Source organism: Streptococcus parapneumoniae, assembly GCF_037076355.1.
Taxonomy (GTDB): domain Bacteria; phylum Bacillota; class Bacilli; order Lactobacillales; family Streptococcaceae; genus Streptococcus; species Streptococcus parapneumoniae.
The window spans coordinates 1,884,558-1,910,674 of sequence record NZ_AP026968.1; the positions used below are offsets into that span (position 1 = coordinate 1,884,558).

Consider the following 26,117-nt stretch of genomic DNA (forward strand, 5'->3'; position numbering starts at 1 on the left):
TTATCTTAACTGAGCAAGAATAGCTTTGAGTTTCTCAATCAACTCATCTTCTGTGTGGTCAGACTCTTTCTCATTGGCTAGGAAAGCAACTGCTTGAGCGAGTGCTTCTCGTGCTTGGTCGAGAACTTTCGCATCTACACTTGTAAGGTCGTTTTCTTGCAGAACCTTAGTCAATTCCTTGGTCAATTTCTTGAGTTCTGACTCTTTCTTGCGACGAGCGATGAGGAAGAGAAGGAGACCAAGAAGGGCAAGTAGACTGCCAATCATCGTACCATATGGAAGATGACCTTGCTCTTTCCTTGTTTCTTTCATTTCTTCTTCATCCTTAGTCGCTTGCTTGCCTTTCAAGGATTCGAGTGCTTCTTTGACCTTGGCAGTCATCTCTTTCAAGCCTGCCTCTGTCAAGTCAGCATTTCTAAGGGCTTCTTGACCCTCTCCGAGAATGATCTTCGCAGCGTCGATGACAGATTGATCAATACCATCCAAGTCTTTCAAACGAGTTTCTAGTTCTTCAACCAATCGAGCAAGTTCAGACTTGTCAACAGGACGAGTCTCGCTAGGAGTCACTGTAGTGCCTGAATTGTTTGAAGTAGATGTAGAAACTGGTGTTTCTTGAGCTGGAGTACTTGCTTGAGCCTGTCCAACAGTAGACGATGGAGTAGCAGGATTGCTATTACTACTATCGTCTGTCGTCACACCAGGGGCTGGAGTATTACCACTGTTACCCGGTGTCGTACTGTTGCTATTGCTGTCAGCAGGGGTAGTAGTACCGCCGTTGTTGGTGTTAGCACCGTTATCGGCATTAGTACCGCTGTTGGTGTTAGCACTGTCGTCAGGACGTGGAGTTGGATTTGGACGAGGAGCAGGCTGAGGATTGATGTTATCGATAGCTTGTTTGCCATTATTCTTCGCTTCATCTACCTTATCGTTAGTTGTCGCGTCGTCAATAGCTTTCTTAGCGACAGTTACTGCTGTATCAACATCAGTTTTCGCTTTGTCCTTCTCTTCTTTCGTCAAGTCGGTACGCTTATCAATCTCATCTTTCTTAGCCTTAGCTGCTTGGTCGATTTCTTGCTTAGCGTTTGGTTTTGAATGCGGCGTTGTGTCTACATCGTTGATGGCTTGGATTCCATCCGTTTTCGCTGTAGATACTGTATCATTCGTTGTCGCATCCGTTACAGCTTTCTTCGCTTTTGTAACTTCTGTATCAACTGCTGCTTTCGCCGCTTTCTTCTCTTCATCCGTTAACTGGTTGTTGCCGTCGATAGCGTTTTTCTTCGCTGTGGCTGCCTGATCAATCGCGGTGTTCGCTGCTGGTTTAACCTTGCCTGAATGAGCTTCGTTAAGGGCTTCAATTCCCTTATTCTTCGCGTCCGTTACTCCGGCATCAGTCGTTGCCGCATCAATCTTAGATTCCGCATCTTGCTTCGCATCCGCTACTGCTTGCTTGGCTTCTCTACGTTCGTCTTCCGTCATGTCCGCAGTATTGTCAATCGCGGTGTTTGCCTCTTGAGCTTTCGTTGCGATTTCTTGCTTAGCGTTTGGTTTTGAATGCGGCGTTGTGTCTACATCGTTGATGGCTTGGATTCCATCCGTTTTCGCTGTAGATACTGTATCATTCGTTGTCGCATCCGTTACAGCTTTCTTCGCTTTTGTAACTTCTGTATCAACTGCTGCTTTCGCCGCTTTCTTCTCTTCATCCGTTAACTGGTTGTTGCCGTCGATAGCGTTTTTCTTCGCTGTGGCTGCCTGATCAATCGCGGTGTTCGCTGCTGGTTTAACCTTGCCTGAATGAGCTTCGTTAAGGGCTTCAATTCCCTTATTCTTCGCGTCCGTTACTCCGGCATCAGTCGTTGCCGCATCAATCTTAGATTCCGCATCTTGCTTCGCATCCGCTACTGCTTGCTTGGCTTCTCTACGTTCGTCTTCCGTCATGTCCGCAGTATTGTCAATCGCGGTGTTTGCCTCTTGAGCTTTCGTTGCGATTTCTTGCTTAGCGTTTGGTTTTGAATGCGGCGTTGTGTCTACATCGTTGATGGCTTGGATTCCATCCGTTTTCGCTGTAGATACTGTATCATTCGTTGTCGCATCCGTTACAGCTTTCTTCGCTTTTGTAACTTCTGTATCAACTGCTGCTTTCGCCGCTTTCTTCTCTTCATCCGTTAACTGGTTGTTGCCGTCGATAGCGTTTTTCTTCGCTGTGGCTGCCTGATCAATCGCGGTGTTCGCTGCTGGTTTAACCTTGCCTGAATGAGCTTCGTTAAGGGCTTCAATTCCCTTATTCTTCGCGTCCGTTACTCCGGCATCAGTCGTTGCCGCATCAATCTTAGATTCCGCATCTTGCTTCGCATCCGCTACTGCTTGCTTGGCTTCTCTACGTTCGTCTTCCGTCATGTCCGCAGTATTGTCAATCGCGGTGTTTGCCTCTTGAGCTTTCGTTGCGATTTCTTGCTTAGCGTTTGGTTTTGAATGCGGCGTTGTGTCTACATCGTTGATGGCTTGGATTCCATCCGTTTTCGCTGTAGATACTGTATCATTCGTTGTCGCATCCGTTACAGCTTTCTTCGCTTTTGTAACTTCTGTATCAACTGCTGCTTTCGCCGCTTTCTTCTCTTCATCCGTTAACTGGTTGTTGCCGTCGATAGCGTTTTTCTTCGCTGTGGCTGCCTGATCAATCGCGGTGTTCGCTGCTGGTTTAACCTTGCCTGAATGAGCTTCGTTAAGGGCTTCAATTCCCTTATTCTTCGCGTCCGTTACTCCGGCATCAGTCGTTGCCGCATCAATCTTAGATTCCGCATCTTGCTTCGCATCCGCTACTGCTTGCTTGGCTTCTCTACGTTCGTCTTCCGTCATGTCCGCAGTATTGTCAATCGCGGTGTTTGCCTCTTGAGCTTTCGTTGCGATTTCTTGCTTAGCGTTTGGTTTTGAATGCGGCGTTGTGTCTACATCGTTGATGGCTTGGATTCCATCCGTTTTCGCTGTAGATACTGTATCATTCGTTGTCGCATCCGTTACAGCTTTCTTCGCTTTTGTAACTTCTGTATCAACTGCTGCTTTCGCCGCTTTCTTCTCTTCATCCGTTAACTGGTTGTTGCCGTCGATAGCGTTTTTCTTCGCTGTGGCTGCCTGATCAATCGCGGTGTTCGCTGCTGGTTTAACCTTGCCTGAATGAGCTTCGTTAAGGGCTTCAATTCCCTTATTCTTCGCGTCCGTTACTCCGGCATCAGTCGTTGCCGCATCAATCTTAGATTCCGCATCTTGCTTCGCATCCGCTACTGCTTGCTTGGCTTCTCTACGTTCGTCTTCCGTCATGTCCGCAGTATTGTCAATCGCGGTGTTTGCCTCTTGAGCTTTCGTTGCGATTTCTTGCTTAGCGTTTGGTTTTGAATGCGGCGTTGTGTCTACATCGTTGATGGCTTGGATTCCATCCGTTTTCGCTGTAGATACTGTATCATTCGTTGTCGCATCCGTTACAGCTTTCTTCGCTTTTGTAACTTCTGTATCAACTGCTGCTTTCGCCGCTTTCTTCTCTTCATCCGTTAACTGGTTGTTGCCGTCGATAGCGTTTTTCTTCGCTGTGGCTGCCTGATCAATCGCGGTGTTCGCTGCTGGTTTAACCTTGCCTGAATGAGCTTCGTTAAGGGCTTCAATTCCCTTATTCTTCGCGTCCGTTACTCCGGCATCAGTCGTTGCCGCATCAATCTTAGATTCCGCATCTTGCTTCGCATCCGCTACTGCTTGCTTGGCTTCTCTACGTTCGTCTTCCGTCATGTCCGCAGTATTGTCAATCGCGGTGTTTGCCTCTTGAGCTTTCGTTGCGATTTCTTGCTTAGCGTTTGGTTTTGAATGCGGCGTTGTGTCTACATCGTTGATGGCTTGGATTCCATCCGTTTTCGCTGTAGATACTGTATCATTCGTTGTCGCATCCGTTACAGCTTTCTTCGCTTTTGTAACTTCTGTATCAACTGCTGCTTTCGCCGCTTTCTTCTCTTCATCCGTTAACTGGTTGTTGCCGTCGATAGCGTTTTTCTTCGCTGTGGCTGCCTGATCAATCGCGGTGTTCGCTGCTGGTTTAACCTTGCCTGAATGAGCTTCGTTAAGGGCTTCAATTCCCTTATTCTTCGCGTCCGTTACTCCGGCATCAGTCGTTGCCGCATCAATCTTAGATTCCGCATCTTGCTTCGCATCCGCTACTGCTTGCTTGGCTTCTCTACGTTCGTCTTCCGTCATGTCCGCAGTATTGTCAATCGCGGTGTTTGCCTCTTGAGCTTTCGTTGCGATTTCTTGCTTAGCGTTTGGTTTTGAATGCGGCGTTGTGTCTACATCGTTGATGGCTTGGATTCCATCCGTTTTCGCTGTAGATACTGTATCATTCGTTGTCGCATCCGTTACAGCTTTCTTCGCTTTTGTAACTTCTGTATCAACTGCTGCTTTCGCCGCTTTCTTCTCTTCATCCGTTAACTGGTTGTTGCCGTCGATAGCGTTTTTCTTCGCTGTGGCTGCCTGATCAATCGCGGTGTTCGCTGCTGGTTTAACCTTGCCTGAATGAGCTTCGTTAAGGGCTTCAATTCCCTTATTCTTCGCGTCCGTTACTCCGGCATCAGTCGTTGCCGCATCAATCTTAGATTCCGCATCTTGCTTCGCATCCGCTACTGCTTGCTTGGCTTCTCTACGTTCGTCTTCCGTCATGTCCGCAGTATTGTCAATCGCGGTGTTTGCCTCTTGAGCTTTCGTTGCGATTTCTTGCTTAGCGTTTGGTTTTGAATGCGGCGTTGTGTCTACATCGTTGATGGCTTGGATTCCATCCGTTTTCGCTGTAGATACTGTATCATTCGTTGTCGCATCCGTTACAGCTTTCTTCGCTTTTGTAACTTCTGTATCAACTGCTGCTTTCGCCGCTTTCTTCTCTTCATCCGTTAACTGGTTGTTGCCGTCGATAGCGTTTTTCTTCGCTGTGGCTGCCTGATCAATCGCGGTGTTCGCTGCTGGTTTAACCTTGCCTGAATGAGCTTCGTTAAGGGCTTCAATTCCCTTATTCTTCGCGTCCGTTACTCCGGCATCAGTCGTTGCCGCATCAATCTTAGATTCCGCATCTTGCTTCGCATCCGCTACTGCTTGCTTGGCTTCTCTACGTTCGTCTTCCGTCATGTCCGCAGTATTGTCAATCGCGGTGTTTGCCTCTTGAGCTTTCGTTGCGATTTCTTGCTTAGCGTTTGGTTTTGAATGCGGCGTTGTGTCTACATCGTTGATGGCTTGGATTCCATCCGTTTTCGCTGTAGATACTGTATCATTCGTTGTCGCATCCGTTACAGCTTTCTTCGCTTTTGTAACTTCTGTATCAACTGCTGCTTTCGCCGCTTTCTTCTCTTCATCCGTTAACTGGTTGTTGCCGTCGATAGCGTTTTTCTTCGCTGTGGCTGCCTGATCAATCGCGGTGTTCGCTGCTGGTTTAACCTTGCCTGAATGAGCTTCGTTAAGGGCTTCAATTCCCTTATTCTTCGCGTCCGTTACTCCGGCATCAGTCGTTGCCGCATCAATCTTAGATTCCGCATCTTGCTTCGCATCCGCTACTGCTTGCTTGGCTTCTCTACGTTCGTCTTCCGTCATGTCCGCAGTATTGTCAATCGCGGTGTTTGCCTCTTGAGCTTTCGTTGCGATTTCTTGCTTAGCGTTTGGTTTTGAATGCGGCGTTGTGTCTACATCGTTGATGGCTTGGATTCCATCCGTTTTCGCTGTAGATACTGTATCATTCGTTGTCGCATCCGTTACAGCTTTCTTCGCTTTTGTAACTTCTGTATCAACTGCTGCTTTCGCCGCTTTCTTCTCTTCATCCGTTAACTGGTTGTTGCCGTCGATAGCGTTTTTCTTCGCTGTGGCTGCCTGATCAATCGCGGTGTTCGCTGCTGGTTTAACCTTGCCTGAATGAGCTTCGTTAAGGGCTTCAATTCCCTTATTCTTCGCGTCCGTTACTCCGGCATCAGTCGTTGCCGCATCAATCTTAGATTCCGCATCTTGCTTCGCATCCGCTACTGCTTGCTTGGCTTCTCTACGTTCGTCTTCCGTCATGTCCGCAGTATTGTCAATCGCGGTGTTTGCCTCTTGAGCTTTCGTTGCGATTTCTTGCTTAGCGTTTGGTTTTGAATGCGGCGTTGTGTCTACATCGTTGATGGCTTGGATTCCATCCGTTTTCGCTGTAGATACTGTATCATTCGTTGTCGCATCCGTTACAGCTTTCTTCGCTTTTGTAACTTCTGTATCAACTGCTGCTTTCGCCGCTTTCTTCTCTTCATCCGTTAACTGGTTGTTGCCGTCGATAGCGTTTTTCTTCGCTGTGGCTGCCTGATCAATCGCGGTGTTCGCTGCTGGTTTAACCTTGCCTGAATGAGCTTCGTTAAGGGCTTCAATTCCCTTATTCTTCGCGTCCGTTACTCCGGCATCAGTCGTTGCCGCATCAATCTTAGATTCCGCATCTTGCTTCGCATCCGCTACTGCTTGCTTGGCTTCTCTACGTTCGTCTTCCGTCATGTCCGCAGTATTGTCAATCGCGGTGTTTGCCTCTTGAGCTTTCGTTGCGATTTCTTGCTTAGCGTTTGGTTTTGAATGCGGCGTTGTGTCTACATCGTTGATGGCTTGGATTCCATCCGTTTTCGCTGTAGATACTGTATCATTCGTTGTCGCATCCGTTACAGCTTTCTTCGCTTTTGTAACTTCTGTATCAACTGCTGCTTTCGCCGCTTTCTTCTCTTCATCCGTTAACTGGTTGTTGCCGTCGATAGCGTTTTTCTTCGCTGTGGCTGCCTGATCAATCGCGGTGTTCGCTGCTGGTTTAACCTTGCCTGAATGAGCTTCGTTAAGGGCTTCAATTCCCTTATTCTTCGCGTCCGTTACTCCGGCATCAGTCGTTGCCGCATCAATCTTAGATTCCGCATCTTGCTTCGCATCCGCTACTGCTTGCTTGGCTTCTCTACGTTCGTCTTCCGTCATGTCCGCAGTATTGTCAATCGCGGTGTTTGCCTCTTGAGCTTTCGTTGCGATTTCTTGCTTAGCGTTTGGTTTTGAATGCGGCGTTGTGTCTACATCGTTGATGGCTTGGATTCCATCCGTTTTCGCTGTAGATACTGTATCATTCGTTGTCGCATCCGTTACAGCTTTCTTCGCTTTTGTAACTTCTGTATCAACTGCTGCTTTCGCCGCTTTCTTCTCTTCATCCGTTAACTGGTTGTTGCCGTCGATAGCGTTTTTCTTCGCTGTGGCTGCCTGATCAATCGCGGTGTTCGCTGCTGGTTTAACCTTGCCTGAATGAGCTTCGTTAAGGGCTTCAATTCCCTTATTCTTCGCGTCCGTTACTCCGGCATCAGTCGTTGCCGCATCAATCTTAGATTCCGCATCTTGCTTCGCATCCGCTACTGCTTGCTTGGCTTCTCTACGTTCGTCTTCCGTCATGTCCGCAGTATTGTCAATCGCGGTGTTTGCCTCTTGAGCTTTCGTTGCGATTTCTTGCTTAGCGTTTGGTTTTGAATGCGGCGTTGTGTCTACATCGTTGATGGCTTGGATTCCATCCGTTTTCGCTGTAGATACTGTATCATTCGTTGTCGCATCCGTTACAGCTTTCTTCGCTTTTGTAACTTCTGTATCAACTGCTGCTTTCGCCGCTTTCTTCTCTTCATCCGTTAACTGGTTGTTGCCGTCGATAGCGTTTTTCTTCGCTGTGGCTGCCTGATCAATCGCGGTGTTCGCTGCTGGTTTAACCTTGCCTGAATGAGCTTCGTTAAGGGCTTCAATTCCCTTATTCTTCGCGTCCGTTACTCCGGCATCAGTCGTTGCCGCATCAATCTTAGATTCCGCATCTTGCTTCGCATCCGCTACTGCTTGCTTGGCTTCTCTACGTTCGTCTTCCGTCATGTCCGCAGTATTGTCAATCGCGGTGTTTGCCTCTTGAGCTTTCGTTGCGATTTCTTGCTTAGCGTTTGGTTTTGAATGCGGCGTTGTGTCTACATCGTTGATGGCTTGGATTCCATCCGTTTTCGCTGTAGATACTGTATCATTCGTTGTCGCATCCGTTACAGCTTTCTTCGCTTTTGTAACTTCTGTATCAACTGCTGCTTTCGCCGCTTTCTTCTCTTCATCCGTTAACTGGTTGTTGCCGTCGATAGCGTTTTTCTTCGCTGTGGCTGCCTGATCAATCGCGGTGTTCGCTGCTGGTTTAACCTTGCCTGAATGAGCTTCGTTAAGGGCTTCAATTCCCTTATTCTTCGCGTCCGTTACTCCGGCATCAGTCGTTGCCGCATCAATCTTAGATTCCGCATCTTGCTTCGCATCCGCTACTGCTTGCTTGGCTTCTCTACGTTCGTCTTCCGTCATGTCCGCAGTATTGTCAATCGCGGTGTTTGCCTCTTGAGCTTTCGTTGCGATTTCTTGCTTAGCGTTTGGTTTTGAATGCGGCGTTGTGTCTACATCGTTGATGGCTTGGATTCCATCCGTTTTCGCTGTAGATACTGTATCATTCGTTGTCGCATCCGTTACAGCTTTCTTCGCTTTTGTAACTTCTGTATCAACTGCTGCTTTCGCCGCTTTCTTCTCTTCATCCGTTAACTGGTTGTTGCCGTCGATAGCGTTTTTCTTCGCTGTGGCTGCCTGATCAATCGCGGTGTTCGCTGCTGGTTTAACCTTGCCTGAATGAGCTTCGTTAAGGGCTTCAATTCCCTTATTCTTCGCGTCCGTTACTCCGGCATCAGTCGTTGCCGCATCAATCTTAGATTCCGCATCTTGCTTCGCATCCGCTACTGCTTGCTTGGCTTCTCTACGTTCGTCTTCCGTCATGTCCGCAGTATTGTCAATCGCGGTGTTTGCCTCTTGAGCTTTCGTTGCGATTTCTTGCTTAGCGTTTGGTTTTGAATGCGGCGTTGTGTCTACATCGTTGATGGCTTGGATTCCATCCGTTTTCGCTGTAGATACTGTATCATTCGTTGTCGCATCCGTTACAGCTTTCTTCGCTTTTGTAACTTCTGTATCAACTGCTGCTTTCGCCGCTTTCTTCTCTTCATCCGTTAACTGGTTGTTGCCGTCGATAGCGTTTTTCTTCGCTGTGGCTGCCTGATCAATCGCGGTGTTCGCTGCTGGTTTAACCTTGCCTGAATGAGCTTCGTTAAGGGCTTCAATTCCCTTATTCTTCGCGTCCGTTACTCCGGCATCAGTCGTTGCCGCATCAATCTTAGATTCCGCATCTTGCTTCGCATCCGCTACTGCTTGCTTGGCTTCTCTACGTTCGTCTTCCGTCATGTCCGCAGTATTGTCAATCGCGGTGTTTGCCTCTTGAGCTTTCGTTGCGATTTCTTGCTTAGCGTTTGGTTTTGAATGCGGCGTTGTGTCTACATCGTTGATGGCTTGGATTCCATCCGTTTTCGCTGTAGATACTGTATCATTCGTTGTCGCATCCGTTACAGCTTTCTTCGCTTTTGTAACTTCTGTATCAACTGCTGCTTTCGCCGCTTTCTTCTCTTCATCCGTTAACTGGTTGTTGCCGTCGATAGCGTTTTTCTTCGCTGTGGCTGCCTGATCAATCGCGGTGTTCGCTGCTGGTTTAACCTTGCCTGAATGAGCTTCGTTAAGGGCTTCAATTCCCTTATTCTTCGCGTCCGTTACTCCGGCATCAGTCGTTGCCGCATCAATCTTAGATTCCGCATCTTGCTTCGCATCCGCTACTGCTTGCTTGGCTTCTCTACGTTCGTCTTCCGTCATGTCCGCAGTATTGTCAATCGCGGTGTTTGCCTCTTGAGCTTTCGTTGCGATTTCTTGCTTAGCGTTTGGTTTTGAATGCGGCGTTGTGTCTACATCGTTGATGGCTTGGATTCCATCCGTTTTCGCTGTAGATACTGTATCATTCGTTGTCGCATCCGTTACAGCTTTCTTCGCTTTTGTAACTTCTGTATCAACTGCTGCTTTCGCCGCTTTCTTCTCTTCATCCGTTAACTGGTTGTTGCCGTCGATAGCGTTTTTCTTCGCTGTGGCTGCCTGATCAATCGCGGTGTTCGCTGCTGGTTTAACCTTGCCTGAATGAGCTTCGTTAAGGGCTTCAATTCCCTTATTCTTCGCGTCCGTTACTCCGGCATCAGTCGTTGCCGCATCAATCTTAGATTCCGCATCTTGCTTCGCATCCGCTACTGCTTGCTTGGCTTCTCTACGTTCGTCTTCCGTCATGTCCGCAGTATTGTCAATCGCGGTGTTTGCCTCTTGAGCTTTCGTTGCGATTTCTTGCTTAGCGTTTGGTTTTGAATGCGGCGTTGTGTCTACATCGTTGATGGCTTGGATTCCATCCGTTTTCGCTGTAGATACTGTATCATTCGTTGTCGCATCCGTTACAGCTTTCTTCGCTTTTGTAACTTCTGTATCAACTGCTGCTTTCGCCGCTTTCTTCTCTTCATCCGTTAACTGGTTGTTGCCGTCGATAGCGTTTTTCTTCGCTGTGGCTGCCTGATCAATCGCGGTGTTCGCTGCTGGTTTAACCTTGCCTGAATGAGCTTCGTTAAGGGCTTCAATTCCCTTATTCTTCGCGTCCGTTACTCCGGCATCAGTCGTTGCCGCATCAATCTTAGATTCCGCATCTTGCTTCGCATCCGCTACTGCTTGCTTGGCTTCTCTACGTTCGTCTTCCGTCATGTCCGCAGTATTGTCAATCGCGGTGTTTGCCTCTTGAGCTTTCGTTGCGATTTCTTGCTTAGCGTTTGGTTTTGAATGCGGCGTTGTGTCTACATCGTTGATGGCTTGGATTCCATCCGTTTTCGCTGTAGATACTGTATCATTCGTTGTCGCATCCGTTACAGCTTTCTTCGCTTTTGTAACTTCTGTATCAACTGCTGCTTTCGCCGCTTTCTTCTCTTCATCCGTTAACTGGTTGTTGCCGTCGATAGCGTTTTTCTTCGCTGTGGCTGCCTGATCAATCGCGGTGTTCGCTGCTGGTTTAACCTTGCCTGAATGAGCTTCGTTAAGGGCTTCAATTCCCTTATTCTTCGCGTCCGTTACTCCGGCATCAGTCGTTGCCGCATCAATCTTAGATTCCGCATCTTGCTTCGCATCCGCTACTGCTTGCTTGGCTTCTCTACGTTCGTCTTCCGTCATGTCCGCAGTATTGTCAATCGCGGTGTTTGCCTCTTGAGCTTTCGTTGCGATTTCTTGCTTAGCGTTTGGTTTTGAATGCGGCGTTGTGTCTACATCGTTGATGGCTTGGATTCCATCCGTTTTCGCTGTAGATACTGTATCATTCGTTGTCGCATCCGTTACAGCTTTCTTCGCTTTTGTAACTTCTGTATCAACTGCTGCTTTCGCCGCTTTCTTCTCTTCATCCGTTAACTGGTTGTTGCCGTCGATAGCGTTTTTCTTCGCTGTGGCTGCCTGATCAATCGCGGTGTTCGCTGCTGGTTTAACCTTGCCTGAATGAGCTTCGTTAAGGGCTTCAATTCCCTTATTCTTCGCGTCCGTTACTCCGGCATCAGTCGTTGCCGCATCAATCTTAGATTCCGCATCTTGCTTCGCATCCGCTACTGCTTGCTTGGCTTCTCTACGTTCGTCTTCCGTCATGTCCGCAGTATTGTCAATCGCGGTGTTTGCCTCTTGAGCTTTCGTTGCGATTTCTTGCTTAGCGTTTGGTTTTGAATGCGGCGTTGTGTCTACATCGTTGATGGCTTGGATTCCATCCGTTTTCGCTGTAGATACTGTATCATTCGTTGTCGCATCCGTTACAGCTTTCTTCGCTTTTGTAACTTCTGTATCAACTGCTGCTTTCGCCGCTTTCTTCTCTTCATCCGTTAACTGGTTGTTGCCGTCGATAGCGTTTTTCTTCGCTGTGGCTGCCTGATCAATCGCGGTGTTCGCTGCTGGTTTAACCTTGCCTGAATGAGCTTCGTTAAGGGCTTCAATTCCCTTATTCTTCGCGTCCGTTACTCCGGCATCAGTCGTTGCCGCATCAATCTTAGATTCCGCATCTTGCTTCGCATCCGCTACTGCTTGCTTGGCTTCTCTACGTTCGTCTTCCGTCATGTCCGCAGTATTGTCAATCGCGGTGTTTGCCTCTTGAGCTTTCGTTGCGATTTCTTGCTTAGCGTTTGGTTTTGAATGCGGCGTTGTGTCTACATCGTTGATGGCTTGGATTCCATCCGTTTTCGCTGTAGATACTGTATCATTCGTTGTCGCATCCGTTACAGCTTTCTTCGCTTTTGTAACTTCTGTATCAACTGCTGCTTTCGCCGCTTTCTTCTCTTCATCCGTTAACTGGTTGTTGCCGTCGATAGCGTTTTTCTTCGCTGTGGCTGCCTGATCAATCGCGGTGTTCGCTGCTGGTTTAACCTTGCCTGAATGAGCTTCGTTAAGGGCTTCAATTCCCTTATTCTTCGCGTCCGTTACTCCGGCATCAGTCGTTGCCGCATCAATCTTAGATTCCGCATCTTGCTTCGCATCCGCTACTGCTTGCTTGGCTTCTCTACGTTCGTCTTCCGTCATGTCCGCAGTATTGTCAATCGCGGTGTTTGCCTCTTGAGCTTTCGTTGCGATTTCTTGCTTAGCGTTTGGTTTTGAATGCGGCGTTGTGTCTACATCGTTGATGGCTTGGATTCCATCCGTTTTCGCTGTAGATACTGTATCATTCGTTGTCGCATCCGTTACAGCTTTCTTCGCTTTTGTAACTTCTGTATCAACTGCTGCTTTCGCCGCTTTCTTCTCTTCATCCGTTAACTGGTTGTTGCCGTCGATAGCGTTTTTCTTCGCTGTGGCTGCCTGATCAATCGCGGTGTTCGCTGCTGGTTTAACCTTGCCTGAATGAGCTTCGTTAAGGGCTTCAATTCCCTTATTCTTCGCGTCCGTTACTCCGGCATCAGTCGTTGCCGCATCAATCTTAGATTCCGCATCTTGCTTCGCATCCGCTACTGCTTGCTTGGCTTCTCTACGTTCGTCTTCCGTCATGTCCGCAGTATTGTCAATCGCGGTGTTTGCCTCTTGAGCTTTCGTTGCGATTTCTTGCTTAGCGTTTGGTTTTGAATGCGGCGTTGTGTCTACATCGTTGATGGCTTGGATTCCATCCGTTTTCGCTGTAGATACTGTATCATTCGTTGTCGCATCCGTTACAGCTTTCTTCGCTTTTGTAACTTCTGTATCAACTGCTGCTTTCGCCGCTTTCTTCTCTTCATCCGTTAACTGGTTGTTGCCGTCGATAGCGTTTTTCTTCGCTGTGGCTGCCTGATCAATCGCGGTGTTCGCTGCTGGTTTAACCTTGCCTGAATGAGCTTCGTTAAGGGCTTCAATTCCCTTATTCTTCGCGTCCGTTACTCCGGCATCAGTCGTTGCCGCATCAATCTTAGATTCCGCATCTTGCTTCGCATCCGCTACTGCTTGCTTGGCTTCTCTACGTTCGTCTTCCGTCATGTCCGCAGTATTGTCAATCGCGGTGTTTGCCTCTTGAGCTTTCGTTGCGATTTCTTGCTTAGCGTTTGGTTTTGAATGCGGCGTTGTGTCTACATCGTTGATGGCTTGGATTCCATCCGTTTTCGCTGTAGATACTGTATCATTCGTTGTCGCATCCGTTACAGCTTTCTTCGCTTTTGTAACTTCTGTATCAACTGCTGCTTTCGCCGCTTTCTTCTCTTCATCCGTTAACTGGTTGTTGCCGTCGATAGCGTTTTTCTTCGCTGTGGCTGCCTGATCAATCGCGGTGTTCGCTGCTGGTTTAACCTTGCCTGAATGAGCTTCGTTAAGGGCTTCAATTCCCTTATTCTTCGCGTCCGTTACTCCGGCATCAGTCGTTGCCGCATCAATCTTAGATTCCGCATCTTGCTTCGCATCCGCTACTGCTTGCTTGGCTTCTCTACGTTCGTCTTCCGTCATGTCCGCAGTATTGTCAATCGCGGTGTTTGCCTCTTGAGCTTTCGTTGCGATTTCTTGCTTAGCGTTTGGTTTTGAATGCGGCGTTGTGTCTACATCGTTGATGGCTTGGATTCCATCCGTTTTCGCTGTAGATACTGTATCATTCGTTGTCGCATCCGTTACAGCTTTCTTCGCTTTTGTAACTTCTGTATCAACTGCTGCTTTCGCCGCTTTCTTCTCTTCATCCGTTAACTGGTTGTTGCCGTCGATAGCGTTTTTCTTCGCTGTGGCTGCCTGATCAATCGCGGTGTTCGCTGCTGGTTTAACCTTGCCTGAATGAGCTTCGTTAAGGGCTTCAATTCCCTTATTCTTCGCGTCCGTTACTCCGGCATCAGTCGTTGCCGCATCAATCTTAGATTCCGCATCTTGCTTCGCATCCGCTACTGCTTGCTTGGCTTCTCTACGTTCGTCTTCCGTCATGTCCGCAGTATTGTCAATCGCGGTGTTTGCCTCTTGAGCTTTCGTTGCGATTTCTTGCTTAGCGTTTGGTTTTGAATGCGGCGTTGTGTCTACATCGTTGATGGCTTGGATTCCATCCGTTTTCGCTGTAGATACTGTATCATTCGTTGTCGCATCCGTTACAGCTTTCTTCGCTTTTGTAACTTCTGTATCAACTGCTGCTTTCGCCGCTTTCTTCTCTTCATCCGTTAACTGGTTGTTGCCGTCGATAGCGTTTTTCTTCGCTGTGGCTGCCTGATCAATCGCGGTGTTCGCTGCTGGTTTAACCTTGCCTGAATGAGCTTCGTTAAGGGCTTCAATTCCCTTATTCTTCGCGTCCGTTACTCCGGCATCAGTCGTTGCCGCATCAATCTTAGATTCCGCATCTTGCTTCGCATCCGCTACTGCTTGCTTGGCTTCTCTACGTTCGTCTTCCGTCATGTCCGCAGTATTGTCAATCGCGGTGTTTGCCTCTTGAGCTTTCGTTGCGATTTCTTGCTTAGCGTTTGGTTTTGAATGCGGCGTTGTGTCTACATCGTTGATGGCTTGGATTCCATCCGTTTTCGCTGTAGATACTGTATCATTCGTTGTCGCATCCGTTACAGCTTTCTTCGCTTTTGTAACTTCTGTATCAACTGCTGCTTTCGCCGCTTTCTTCTCTTCATCCGTTAACTGGTTGTTGCCGTCGATAGCGTTTTTCTTCGCTGTGGCTGCCTGATCAATCGCGGTGTTCGCTGCTGGTTTAACCTTGCCTGAATGAGCTTCGTTAAGGGCTTCAATTCCCTTATTCTTCGCGTCCGTTACTCCGGCATCAGTCGTTGCCGCATCAATCTTAGATTCCGCATCTTGCTTCGCATCCGCTACTGCTTGCTTGGCTTCTCTACGTTCGTCTTCCGTCATGTCCGCAGTATTGTCAATCGCGGTGTTTGCCTCTTGAGCTTTCGTTGCGATTTCTTGCTTAGCGTTTGGTTTTGAATGCGGCGTTGTGTCTACATCGTTGATGGCTTGGATTCCATCCGTTTTCGCTGTAGATACTGTATCATTCGTTGTCGCATCCGTTACAGCTTTCTTCGCTTTTGTAACTTCTGTATCAACTGCTGCTTTCGCCGCTTTCTTCTCTTCATCCGTTAACTGGTTGTTGCCGTCGATAGCGTTTTTCTTCGCTGTGGCTGCCTGATCAATCGCGGTGTTCGCTGCTGGTTTAACCTTGCCTGAATGAGCTTCGTTAAGGGCTTCAATTCCCTTATTCTTCGCGTCCGTTACTCCGGCATCAGTCGTTGCCGCATCAATCTTAGATTCCGCATCTTGCTTCGCATCCGCTACTGCTTGCTTGGCTTCTCTACGTTCGTCTTCCGTCATGTCCGCAGTATTGTCAATCGCGGTGTTTGCCTCTTGAGCTTTCGTTGCGATTTCTTGCTTAGCGTTTGGTTTTGAATGCGGCGTTGTGTCTACATCGTTGATGGCTTGGATTCCATCCGTTTTCGCTGTAGATACTGTATCATTCGTTGTCGCATCCGTTACAGCTTTCTTCGCTTTTGTAACTTCTGTATCAACTGCTGCTTTCGCCGCTTTCTTCTCTTCATCCGTTAACTGGTTGTTGCCGTCGATAGCGTTTTTCTTCGCTGTGGCTGCCTGATCAATCGCGGTGTTCGCTGCTGGTTTAACCTTGCCTGAATGAGCTTCGTTAAGGGCTTCAATTCCCTTATTCTTCGCGTCCGTTACTCCGGCATCAGTCGTTGCCGCATCAATCTTAGATTCCGCATCTTGCTTCGCATCCGCTACTGCTTGCTTGGCTTCTCTACGTTCGTCTTCCGTCATGTCCGCAGTATTGTCAATCGCGGTGTTTGCCTCTTGAGCTTTCGTTGCGATTTCTTGCTTAGCGTTTGGTTTTGAATGCGGCGTTGTGTCTACATCGTTGATGGCTTGGATTCCATCCGTTTTCGCTGTAGATACTGTATCATTCGTTGTCGCATCCGTTACAGCTTTCTTCGCTTTTGTAACTTCTGTATCAACTGCTGCTTTCGCCGCTTTCTTCTCTTCATCCGTTAACTGGTTGTTGCCGTCGATAGCGTTTTTCTTCGCTGTGGCTGCCTGATCAATCGCGGTGTTCGCTGCTGGTTTAACCTTGCCTGAATGAGCTTCGTTAAGGGCTTCAATTCCCTTATTCTTCGCGTCCGTTACTCCGGCATCAGTCGTTGCCGCATCAATCTTAGATTCCGCATCTTGCTTCGCATCCGCTACTGCTTGCTTGGCTTCTCTACGTTCGTCTTCCGTCATGTCCGCAGTATTGTCAATCGCGGTGTTTGCCTCTTGAGCTTTCGTTGCGATTTCTTGCTTAGCGTTTGGTTTTGAATGCGGCGTTGTGTCTACATCGTTGATGGCTTGGATTCCATCCGTTTTCGCTGTAGATACTGTATCATTCGTTGTCGCATCCGTTACAGCTTTCTTCGCTTTTGTAACTTCTGTATCAACTGCTGCTTTCGCCGCTTTCTTCTCTTCATCCGTTAACTGGTTGTTGCCGTCGATAGCGTTTTTCTTCGCTGTGGCTGCCTGATCAATCGCGGTGTTCGCTGCTGGTTTAACCTTGCCTGAATGAGCTTCGTTAAGGGCTTCAATTCCCTTATTCTTCGCGTCCGTTACTCCGGCATCAGTCGTTGCCGCATCAATCTTAGATTCCGCATCTTGCTTCGCATCCGCTACTGCTTGCTTGGCTTCTCTACGTTCGTCTTCCGTCATGTCCGCAGTATTGTCAATCGCGGTGTTTGCCTCTTGAGCTTTCGTTGCGATTTCTTGCTTAGCGTTTGGTTTTGAATGCGGCGTTGTGTCTACATCGTTGATGGCTTGGATTCCATCCGTTTTCGCTGTAGATACTGTATCATTCGTTGTCGCATCCGTTACAGCTTTCTTCGCTTTTGTAACTTCTGTATCAACTGCTGCTTTCGCCGCTTTCTTCTCTTCATCCGTTAACTGGTTGTTGCCGTCGATAGCGTTTTTCTTCGCTGTGGCTGCCTGATCAATCGCGGTGTTCGCTGCTGGTTTAACCTTGCCTGAATGAGCTTCGTTAAGGGCTTCAATTCCCTTATTCTTCGCGTCCGTTACTCCGGCATCAGTCGTTGCCGCATCAATCTTAGATTCCGCATCTTGCTTCGCATCCGCTACTGCTTGCTTGGCTTCTCTACGTTCGTCTTCCGTCATGTCCGCAGTATTGTCAATCGCGGTGTTTGCCTCTTGAGCTTTCGTTGCGATTTCTTGCTTAGCGTTTGGTTTTGAATGCGGCGTTGTGTCTACATCGTTGATGGCTTGGATTCCATCCGTTTTCGCTGTAGATACTGTATCATTCGTTGTCGCATCCGTTACAGCTTTCTTCGCTTTTGTAACTTCTGTATCAACTGCTGCTTTCGCCGCTTTCTTCTCTTCATCCGTTAACTGGTTGTTGCCGTCGATAGCGTTTTTCTTCGCTGTGGCTGCCTGATCAATCGCGGTGTTCGCTGCTGGTTTAACCTTGCCTGAATGAGCTTCGTTAAGGGCTTCAATTCCCTTATTCTTCGCGTCCGTTACTCCGGCATCAGTCGTTGCCGCATCAATCTTAGATTCCGCATCTTGCTTCGCATCCGCTACTGCTTGCTTGGCTTCTCTACGTTCGTCTTCCGTCATGTCCGCAGTATTGTCAATCGCGGTGTTTGCCTCTTGAGCTTTCGTTGCGATTTCTTGCTTAGCGTTTGGTTTTGAATGCGGCGTTGTGTCTACATCGTTGATGGCTTGGATTCCATCCGTTTTCGCTGTAGATACTGTATCATTCGTTGTCGCATCCGTTACAGCTTTCTTCGCTTTTGTAACTTCTGTATCAACTGCTGCTTTCGCCGCTTTCTTCTCTTCATCCGTTAACTGGTTGTTGCCGTCGATAGCGTTTTTCTTCGCTGTGGCTGCCTGATCAATCGCGGTGTTCGCTGCTGGTCTTGTATCTGGAACAACATAATTAACTGAAACTTCTTCTTGGCTCTCATCCTTATAAATTACGTGAAGAATAATCTTATGGGTACCAAATGTTTCTGAGTAACTTTGTCCTTGTTTCAATACCACAGACTTCTTATTATCAACTGTTACAGCGTTTGATAAATCTGTTTCTGTTGGAGTTCCTGTAGACGGTTTAGTAATATCACTAACCGTAATATCATGTTCAGGCACCGTAATTGATGTTTCTGTTTCTGCGCTCTTAAGATTTCCTTCACCTTTAGTAGCAACAGCTGTAATCTTGCGAGTTCTTCCAACATCTTTCGAGTTAACAACTAAGTAGTCACCATCTTTTGTAAGTACAGAGTTAGCTGGTACTGTCCATCCATCCCTTTCTGAGTGTGTGACAATCACATCATTTAACTGATTATCACCAGGGATTGTAAATTCAACTCTATCCGCATCATCTGGTAACTTAATACGAGTTGTACCATTTTGCTTGTTCTCATGAGCCAACTCTGCTGGTGCTGGATTGGTAACTGTAATCTTTACATCGCGTTCGTCGACCCTACTTGAACCAGTCTCTGATAATCGAACCTTATATGTTCTTGTTCCAACCCTTTCAATATCAGGCTGTCCGTCTTTCCATATAGCTGTAAAGTCACCTGGGAAGTCTTTTTCTACATCGTTTTCAGTATATTTAATGCCTTTTCGAGCATCTGCTTTCAAGGCAGTCAGAGTTTGACTTCCCTTAGCTGCTGTAATGGTTTTACCTTCGAAATTACGCTTTTTAGCTACATAAATCTTGCTTTCATCGCTTTCGGCAGTAAAGACAATTTGTTTTACTTTAACAGGTTGGTCTGACGAGCCAATTTCAGCTGTGTGCTCTGTTTGACGTAAGTACATATTATTCTCTAGTTTATATGTCCAGACACCATTTTTCAGTGCACCTTCGCCTGGTTGAAGATTAGCTGGGTCTTTTCCGTTATTAGCGTCAATTCCAACAGTTTTACCTGTTTGTAAGGTCAATACAACCTTCGTAGCACTTTGAAGCGCCCTACCTCTAACTACACGGTCTATATCTTGTAACTTAGGATCATGTTCATCACCAGCGGTCCTAGTAAATGTCGGCTCTGTTGGTTTGGCTACTTGAGTATGAGAAATAGCAATAGTAGAACCATCTGGGAAACCAAGCACAGCTACCTTGGTCTTATCTTCTATATTACCAGCTGTATAGGTTGTTGTAGCTGGAAGTACCGTACGATTTAGCTCTTGGATCTTATCTTTAAAGTTTGTTTTGGCTGCTGGTGTAAAGTTACCATTCGTGATGGCCGTATCATTATAGGTGACTTTTTCAGCATCTGTTGGGTACTTAACAGTGTCACGATAATAATTAGCATGGCTCTTAATCACGACATTTCTTTCAAGAAGATTAGACTCTTCTCCTGCAGCATCTCGTGTTGATAAGACAAGAGTATAGTTACCTGGAGCGATGCGACCATTTGCTTGAGCACTGACAGAAGTTCCCTCGATATTGCGAGCAGTATCTCGACCAGTGAATACACGAACACGTAAGTTCCTTTGTGAAGAAGCTCCGTATCCTACTGTCTTACCTGCATCATCCTCAACGTCATGACCCGCAAAGTAATCTTTCAACTCATCGACTGTTGGCGATGGAATGGTTTGACCTTCCTGAACTTCTTTTCCAGACCGCCATTCTACTGTTGGAAGTGTATTGGTTACCGAGCTTCCAACCCATCCGCTCGCAGGTCTACCCCAAATATCGTTACCTATCGGTACATGAACACGTGTCTCTATCTTGTTATCACCTTTTTGAAGCCTAAAGCTAGGTGTACTTGCTGGATCGGTATTTTTCAACCTAAGTGTTAGATTTATGCGACTCGGATCCTGATTCGCACTACCTTGAACAATCTCTATAGCATCACGATCTCTAGCATCCACAATTCTCCAGTTTCCTGTAGCATCTCGAGTAATTCCGATATCACTTCCCCTACCTGCTACTTTTACTGCCACTGTGTACGCATCGTGCGGAATGCTCAAATCAATATCACGACCAGCCGCTACCGCTCCTACTACATTGGCATTTCCTAGATAAACATCTATCTCTTTTTCAGCAGAAGAAATATTGTCTACCGTTTGCGAAACTTTAACACGAGTTGCATTAACCCCTAGAGTATCCGTTCTATTGTTATTAAAACCATTAGGTGTATATGATAACACTTCTCTATCTTTTAGAGCATAACTCCATGCACCGTTTTCATCCGCTTGCGCAGTACGTTGTGTTCCATCTTGCAAGGTGATTGTTACAGTTGCCCTTGGAGCTGCTGTTCCTGAAATGCTACGCGCTGTAGATTCCAAAGCTTCATCAACAAGATTTTCTCGACTCTTAGTTACTGTTGGAGTATTTGGTCTTGATTTAACCGTTATATCTACATCTTCCGTTGACCCATCTTGGTAAGTCAAGGTAGTTGCAACAACTTTCGTCGTTCCTGCAGCAATAGCGGTTTGTGGGTCTTTAGCTACAACGGATTGTTTGGTTGCGACTGTTACACCTGTAGCTAGCTGCTCATTTGTAGGTGTCGCACCGGCAGCGATAACAACGTTTTGGGTTGTTGGAGCTGTGTGTTCTGGGATAGCATAACTTTGGTTATTTGCTTGAGATTCAACATCACCCTTTCCTCTAGTAGAGGCCGTTGTGATATTTGTATCCCTATTTACTTTTGTATAGTCAAGCGTAACCTTACCATTTGCTAGACTGACACCATCTGGTAAGTTTGTTGAAGATGTCCAATTAGTTCCTTCTTTAGCCAAGGTTACTGTGGCATTGGTATTTTGTTTATTCTTATAAGTTAAGGTTACTTTTTCTGCATCTGTCGGTAATGTAACTTCTACATCTCCGTTTTGACGTGTAGTACTAGTTGTTCCGCTCGGTTGTTCAAACTTGGCTTTGCTTTCTACAGTAGTAGTTGTACTATTGTCATTTGATGCGATGACCGAAACTGTTGAGCCATCCGCAACATTAGCTTTCGGAATAATAATCTTACGATCTTCAGAATAAGTGTTTGTTCCATCGTGTCTTGTCCAGGTTGTTCCCGTTTTGGTATATTCCAATGTCTTAGGTGCTGCTTGACCCTGTGGCGTATAGGTCAAACTCATACGCGTCGCATCTTCCGGAACACGGATTTCCACAGAACCATCTGCTTGGGCTACATTCGTCAAGCCTTCCAAGCGTCCTAAAACTTTATGAACGGCATTCTCAGATACAAGGGTTTGTCCTTCTTCTCTCTGGTTGGTTACAACTTGCGAACCAATTCTAGCTTCTCCATATGGGATACGAACTAGGGCTGTTCCATCGTTACTATTTGTAACAGAGACATATGGGACCGCTTGCGCTTGATCCTTTTCCCAACTGTTTCCTGTTTTAGAAAGCATTACAGTTTGGAAAGAGCCCCTTGGATCACTAAATAATACAGTTGCTCTATTCGCGTTTCCTCGTCCTACTTTTATGGTTACATCCAAGTCTTCTGGACTTTGGTTAATCTCTGGTTTGTTTGGATGTCGGGCTGTTGGTCCCGTAGGTACATCTATACTACTCTCTTCGCTGTACTCTGTACTAGCATCTACTTTTTGGCGAGCATAGATTTTTGTGCCACCCTTAGCTGTACCAGAAGGAATATGAACCGTTGCTGTTCCTGTATTTCCAGCATCTTCTGTTACGACGATAGTGGTATCTTGATTCGGATTGTCTTTTTCCCAACGACTATTGACCTTGCTAAAACCAACAGTCTTGTCAATTCCAGCTTCATCTTTATAGCGAACTTGCGCCTTATCCGCTTGTAAGTGACCGATAGAAGCTGTAATTTCATTCGTTCCCTTGTCTAGTTCTGGACTCTTGGTAAACTGAGGGTAAGTAGCTTCCAGAGTATCATCACTCAAAGCAGAGACGTACTTATCGACAATTTGATTTGTGTCAGTATTGACCATAGCCACAACCAGATGCAAGGGTTCCCTTTTCAATTGTTCCCGCTTGAAATCCCCTTTTCGAGCAGATATAAATTCAGCAGTTCCATCTTCTTTAACTATTGTCTCTGCTACAATATGATCTTTAAAGTCAACTGCTTTTTTACTACCAGAATCTGAATCGTCAACATTTCTACCACCATCTACTAAGAAAGCCTTCCATTTATGTTTACCGTCAATGCCATGAGCGTTACTAACATTGATTCCTTTAGCTTTAATAACAATTGGTGGCTGTTCTGTTGCAAGAGGAACCAGAGCCTTACCCTTGAGCTTTTCTGGAGTGCTGACATAGTCTTCTGGTGGATTTTTGTCAAAGCTACCTGAGTTTGGCGGAAAACTTATATTCATTCGGTATTCTTTTACATTCCCTAAACTATCAGTAGCAGCGACGACGACAGAATAGCCACCTGAGTTTCCTCCTGGAGCTCTTAAGTTGACCCCTAGTGTCGTTTCGCCTTTTTGTCCATAAGATTCTTTAGCCTCTCCTTTTAGCCCACCCAAAACAGTGACATTCAAGCTCTTAAGCCCTTTTGGACTCTTAGCTCGAAATCCTATCAAAACGTCACTTCCAGCTGGTAGGTTAAAGTCCGTAATGTTATTTAAAGCAGGTTTATCCTTCCAATTTGTATCGCTTCGTCCACCAATAGCAGCGATACGCTCTATAACAATCGCTGATGCATCTTTTTCTGACGATTGGTCTGAATAGACACCCTCACGTTTTGTACCATCCTGTCCATACCAAGTGCCGTTAACCTTTTGCTTGACGTAATAATTTGCATAGTCAACAGTGATATTGTTAAAAGTAACGGTTCCTCCTTGGTCCCCTGAAGAGATACTAGATACCAGGGTGTCGTTTTGTCCCTCACCGACTTTTTTATAGAGTTCAACAGTCGTATTGCTATCCACATTGGATACTCTAATATTCGTAGTTGTCCCAGCCGCTGTGCTCAAGTTTGTATCAATAGTTGGTTTCTTCGGTTTTGTTACAAAATTAATTGTACCTTCATTATAAGAACCATCTGTATATGAAACTTTATATTTATAAGTATGAACACCAGGTGTAGAGATAGCATCTTTTGTTAGGTCTTCTTTGCTGATTTCACCTACACCTTTGTACCAAGTAATATTTTGACCTGCAGCTTCTGCATCGTGTATAGCTGTTTCTTTATTTAGTACCCTATCAGCTTCATCTACATATTCGCTATACGATTTCACATCAAGCTCGAATGCTCCGTCTGAACCTCTATTCTTACTAGCAGTTAACACTCCCTTAACTCCAGAGTCCAGAGGTCTATCATCATATTTAGCATAAGAGTAAGCTTTATTGTTACCATCTGTTTTAACGACACTACCTTCTCCATATAAACCACTATTTGTGAAGTAAGCGGTATTTTTATCAACTTCGTAGTATCCATTCCCTTTAAGGCGGAATTTCTTTTTATCTGCGAAACCTTTTTCAGCATCCGTTCTGGCATGTAAAACTAAACCATAGTTAGCTCTACCATTTATAAATCCTTTTATAGCAGCTAGATATGATAACTTATCTAAATCATCATTTCCTGTAGTTTGGAAAGCAATTCGGTATTTGTTATTTCCAGCTACACGACCATAATAAGTCGTTCCCCTAGAATCTATAACTTGTTTTAGTTTATTATCCCCTAAAGTAAGTTCCGAAGAGTCATGAAGTTCTTCATACCCGCCGCGCCTGCTTCCATCTCCCCTAGAGTAGTAAGCATCTCCAAACTTTCCAGCTTCTCCAGTTACAAAATCCTGAAGCGTCCTAACACTATAATAATTTGATTGTGACGAATGTCTCCCAATATTCTGTGCATTCGTATTAGCTGGCGTTCCTTTAGCTACATTTTGTGCATTAGCCCTTTTTAAAGATGCGCTCAGCTCATCATCACTTCCACTAGCACTAGCAGAGTGCGAAGTAGTACCTTGGTCATCCGTTTTAGTTACAGTTACTGTATCTGGTTTTATAATTTGTCCACTAGGTACAGTAAAAATAAAGCTAAGTCCATCTACAGATTGTCTACCCTTGTTAATTTCAATATCCCAATGAAGTCCATTCCCTGTTGGAGTAACTTTTGCTGTTAAATAGCTTTCTAAGCCTTTTACTAACTCAGGTATCCCTGTACCTTGAGGTCTTTTTAAGTTAAAGAAGGCAAGAGTATAACGACTATAAGGACTGTCAGGGTCTTGACCCCTTTCAAAATAATATCTATATTTATTTTTATAAATTCCTGTTCCTGCTCTATTTTGATCAGCAGAACGTGTCGTACGAGTTAGTGCGCCTGCTGACACATTGCGGAAACCTGACCATCCTGTAGTGTTGGTTCGTGGTTGGATAGTTACATTGTCAGCTATTGCTGATTCATCCTCAATTGGAATAGCTTCATAGTCAGATGAACCACCATTCGAAGCTCGTGGTTCAAGGGGATTTGAAACAACCGCTCCATTAGCCTCTTTTTCAGAGAGGACTCCTTCAATCAGTTCACGTGATTTTTTCAGATCTGCTAGGGCAGCATTAAAATCTTCTTGACTGATGGTGTAGCCTTTAGAGAAGGCTTCATTGAACTTATCAACAGCTGCCTTGGCTGCTTGGATTTTATCTGCTGACGCTCCGTTAGCTCGGAGTTGCTCAGTGATGAACTCTAATTCATCTTTTAGTCCATAAACACCATTTTCACCTTCTGTATTGGTGTAGGTTGGGAGTGCCTGCGGAGTCGTTTGAGAGTTCGTCCCAGCAGCTGTTGTGTTTCCTCCAGCAGATGGATTGGCTTGATTTTCATCTGACGTAGGCGCGCTCAAAGCTCTTCTACGACCTTTCCCTCCACTTGCTTGATTAGTCGTAGCTCCCTCTGGACTAGCAAGTCCAGTAGATGCCAAACCTGTAGATGTGAGACCCGCATTTTCCAAGATTGTTGGAGTTTCTAGGCTAGGTGTCAAGGCTTGATTAACACGGCTCATAAGCTCAGCCATCAGTCTTGCTTGCTCATCAACCTGCGCTTGTGTCGCTTTAGGGTCGCTCAAAACTGCATTAGCTGCTGCTAGACCCGCTTCCACTTCATCGTGGAGAGCCTTCATAGAGTCTAGGGTTAGGTTTGCCAACAAAGCTTGCAGATTCCCTTGAGTCGATTTGGCTGCCTCTGTATTAGCAACAGCAGCTGGCTGTTCTTGCTCTTTTTCTCCCTCTGCTTGAGGCTTCTCTTGAGCAGACTCTGGCTGGCTAGAGTTAGAGTCTACCTCAGCAGGCTTAGACACAGCTTTCCCTTGTTCAGCTTCTTCAGCCGGCGCCTCTTGTGCTTTTAGCTCATCAGCTGGTTTAAGTTCAGCTGGCTGGTCAGTCAGAGCTTGCTTGGAGTCTTCCTCATCCGAGGTTCCTGGAACCCCATCTGCATTGCCATCAGAACCTGCCGTAACGACATCACTTGCCGTAACTGGAGTAATTGTCTCACTCGCTGCCACAGCTCCGTTGGCAAAAAACATCAGAGCCGCTACCGCAACACTGGCAGCACCAAAGTGGTACTTACGAATGGAATAACGGAAGACCTTTTCCCCGTTATCATCACGATATGATTTTTTCATGATTGAATTACCTCTCGTTTTTTCCTTTCTGGAGGTACTAAAAAATACCCCCCCCTTAAATATTTTAGTATTTAAGGAAAGGATATGTTTTTTTCTTTTTGTTCCCAGGCTTGTCAAAAGACAAGTTTTGAGACAGTATTATTATATACTATTTTCGCAAATTTGAACAGCAAAATGCTAACTTTTTG

At 46.2% G+C, this 26,117-nt stretch carries 1 protein-coding gene; it reads right to left on the minus strand.

Annotated features, from left to right (window positions below; all coding sequences use genetic code 11):
- Entirely contained in the window at nucleotides 1–25,929 is a 25,929-nt protein-coding gene (locus tag SP4011_RS09540) for a DUF1542 domain-containing protein (protein ID WP_338619047.1), read from the minus strand.
- Nucleotides 25,930–26,117 lie beyond the last annotated feature (188 nt).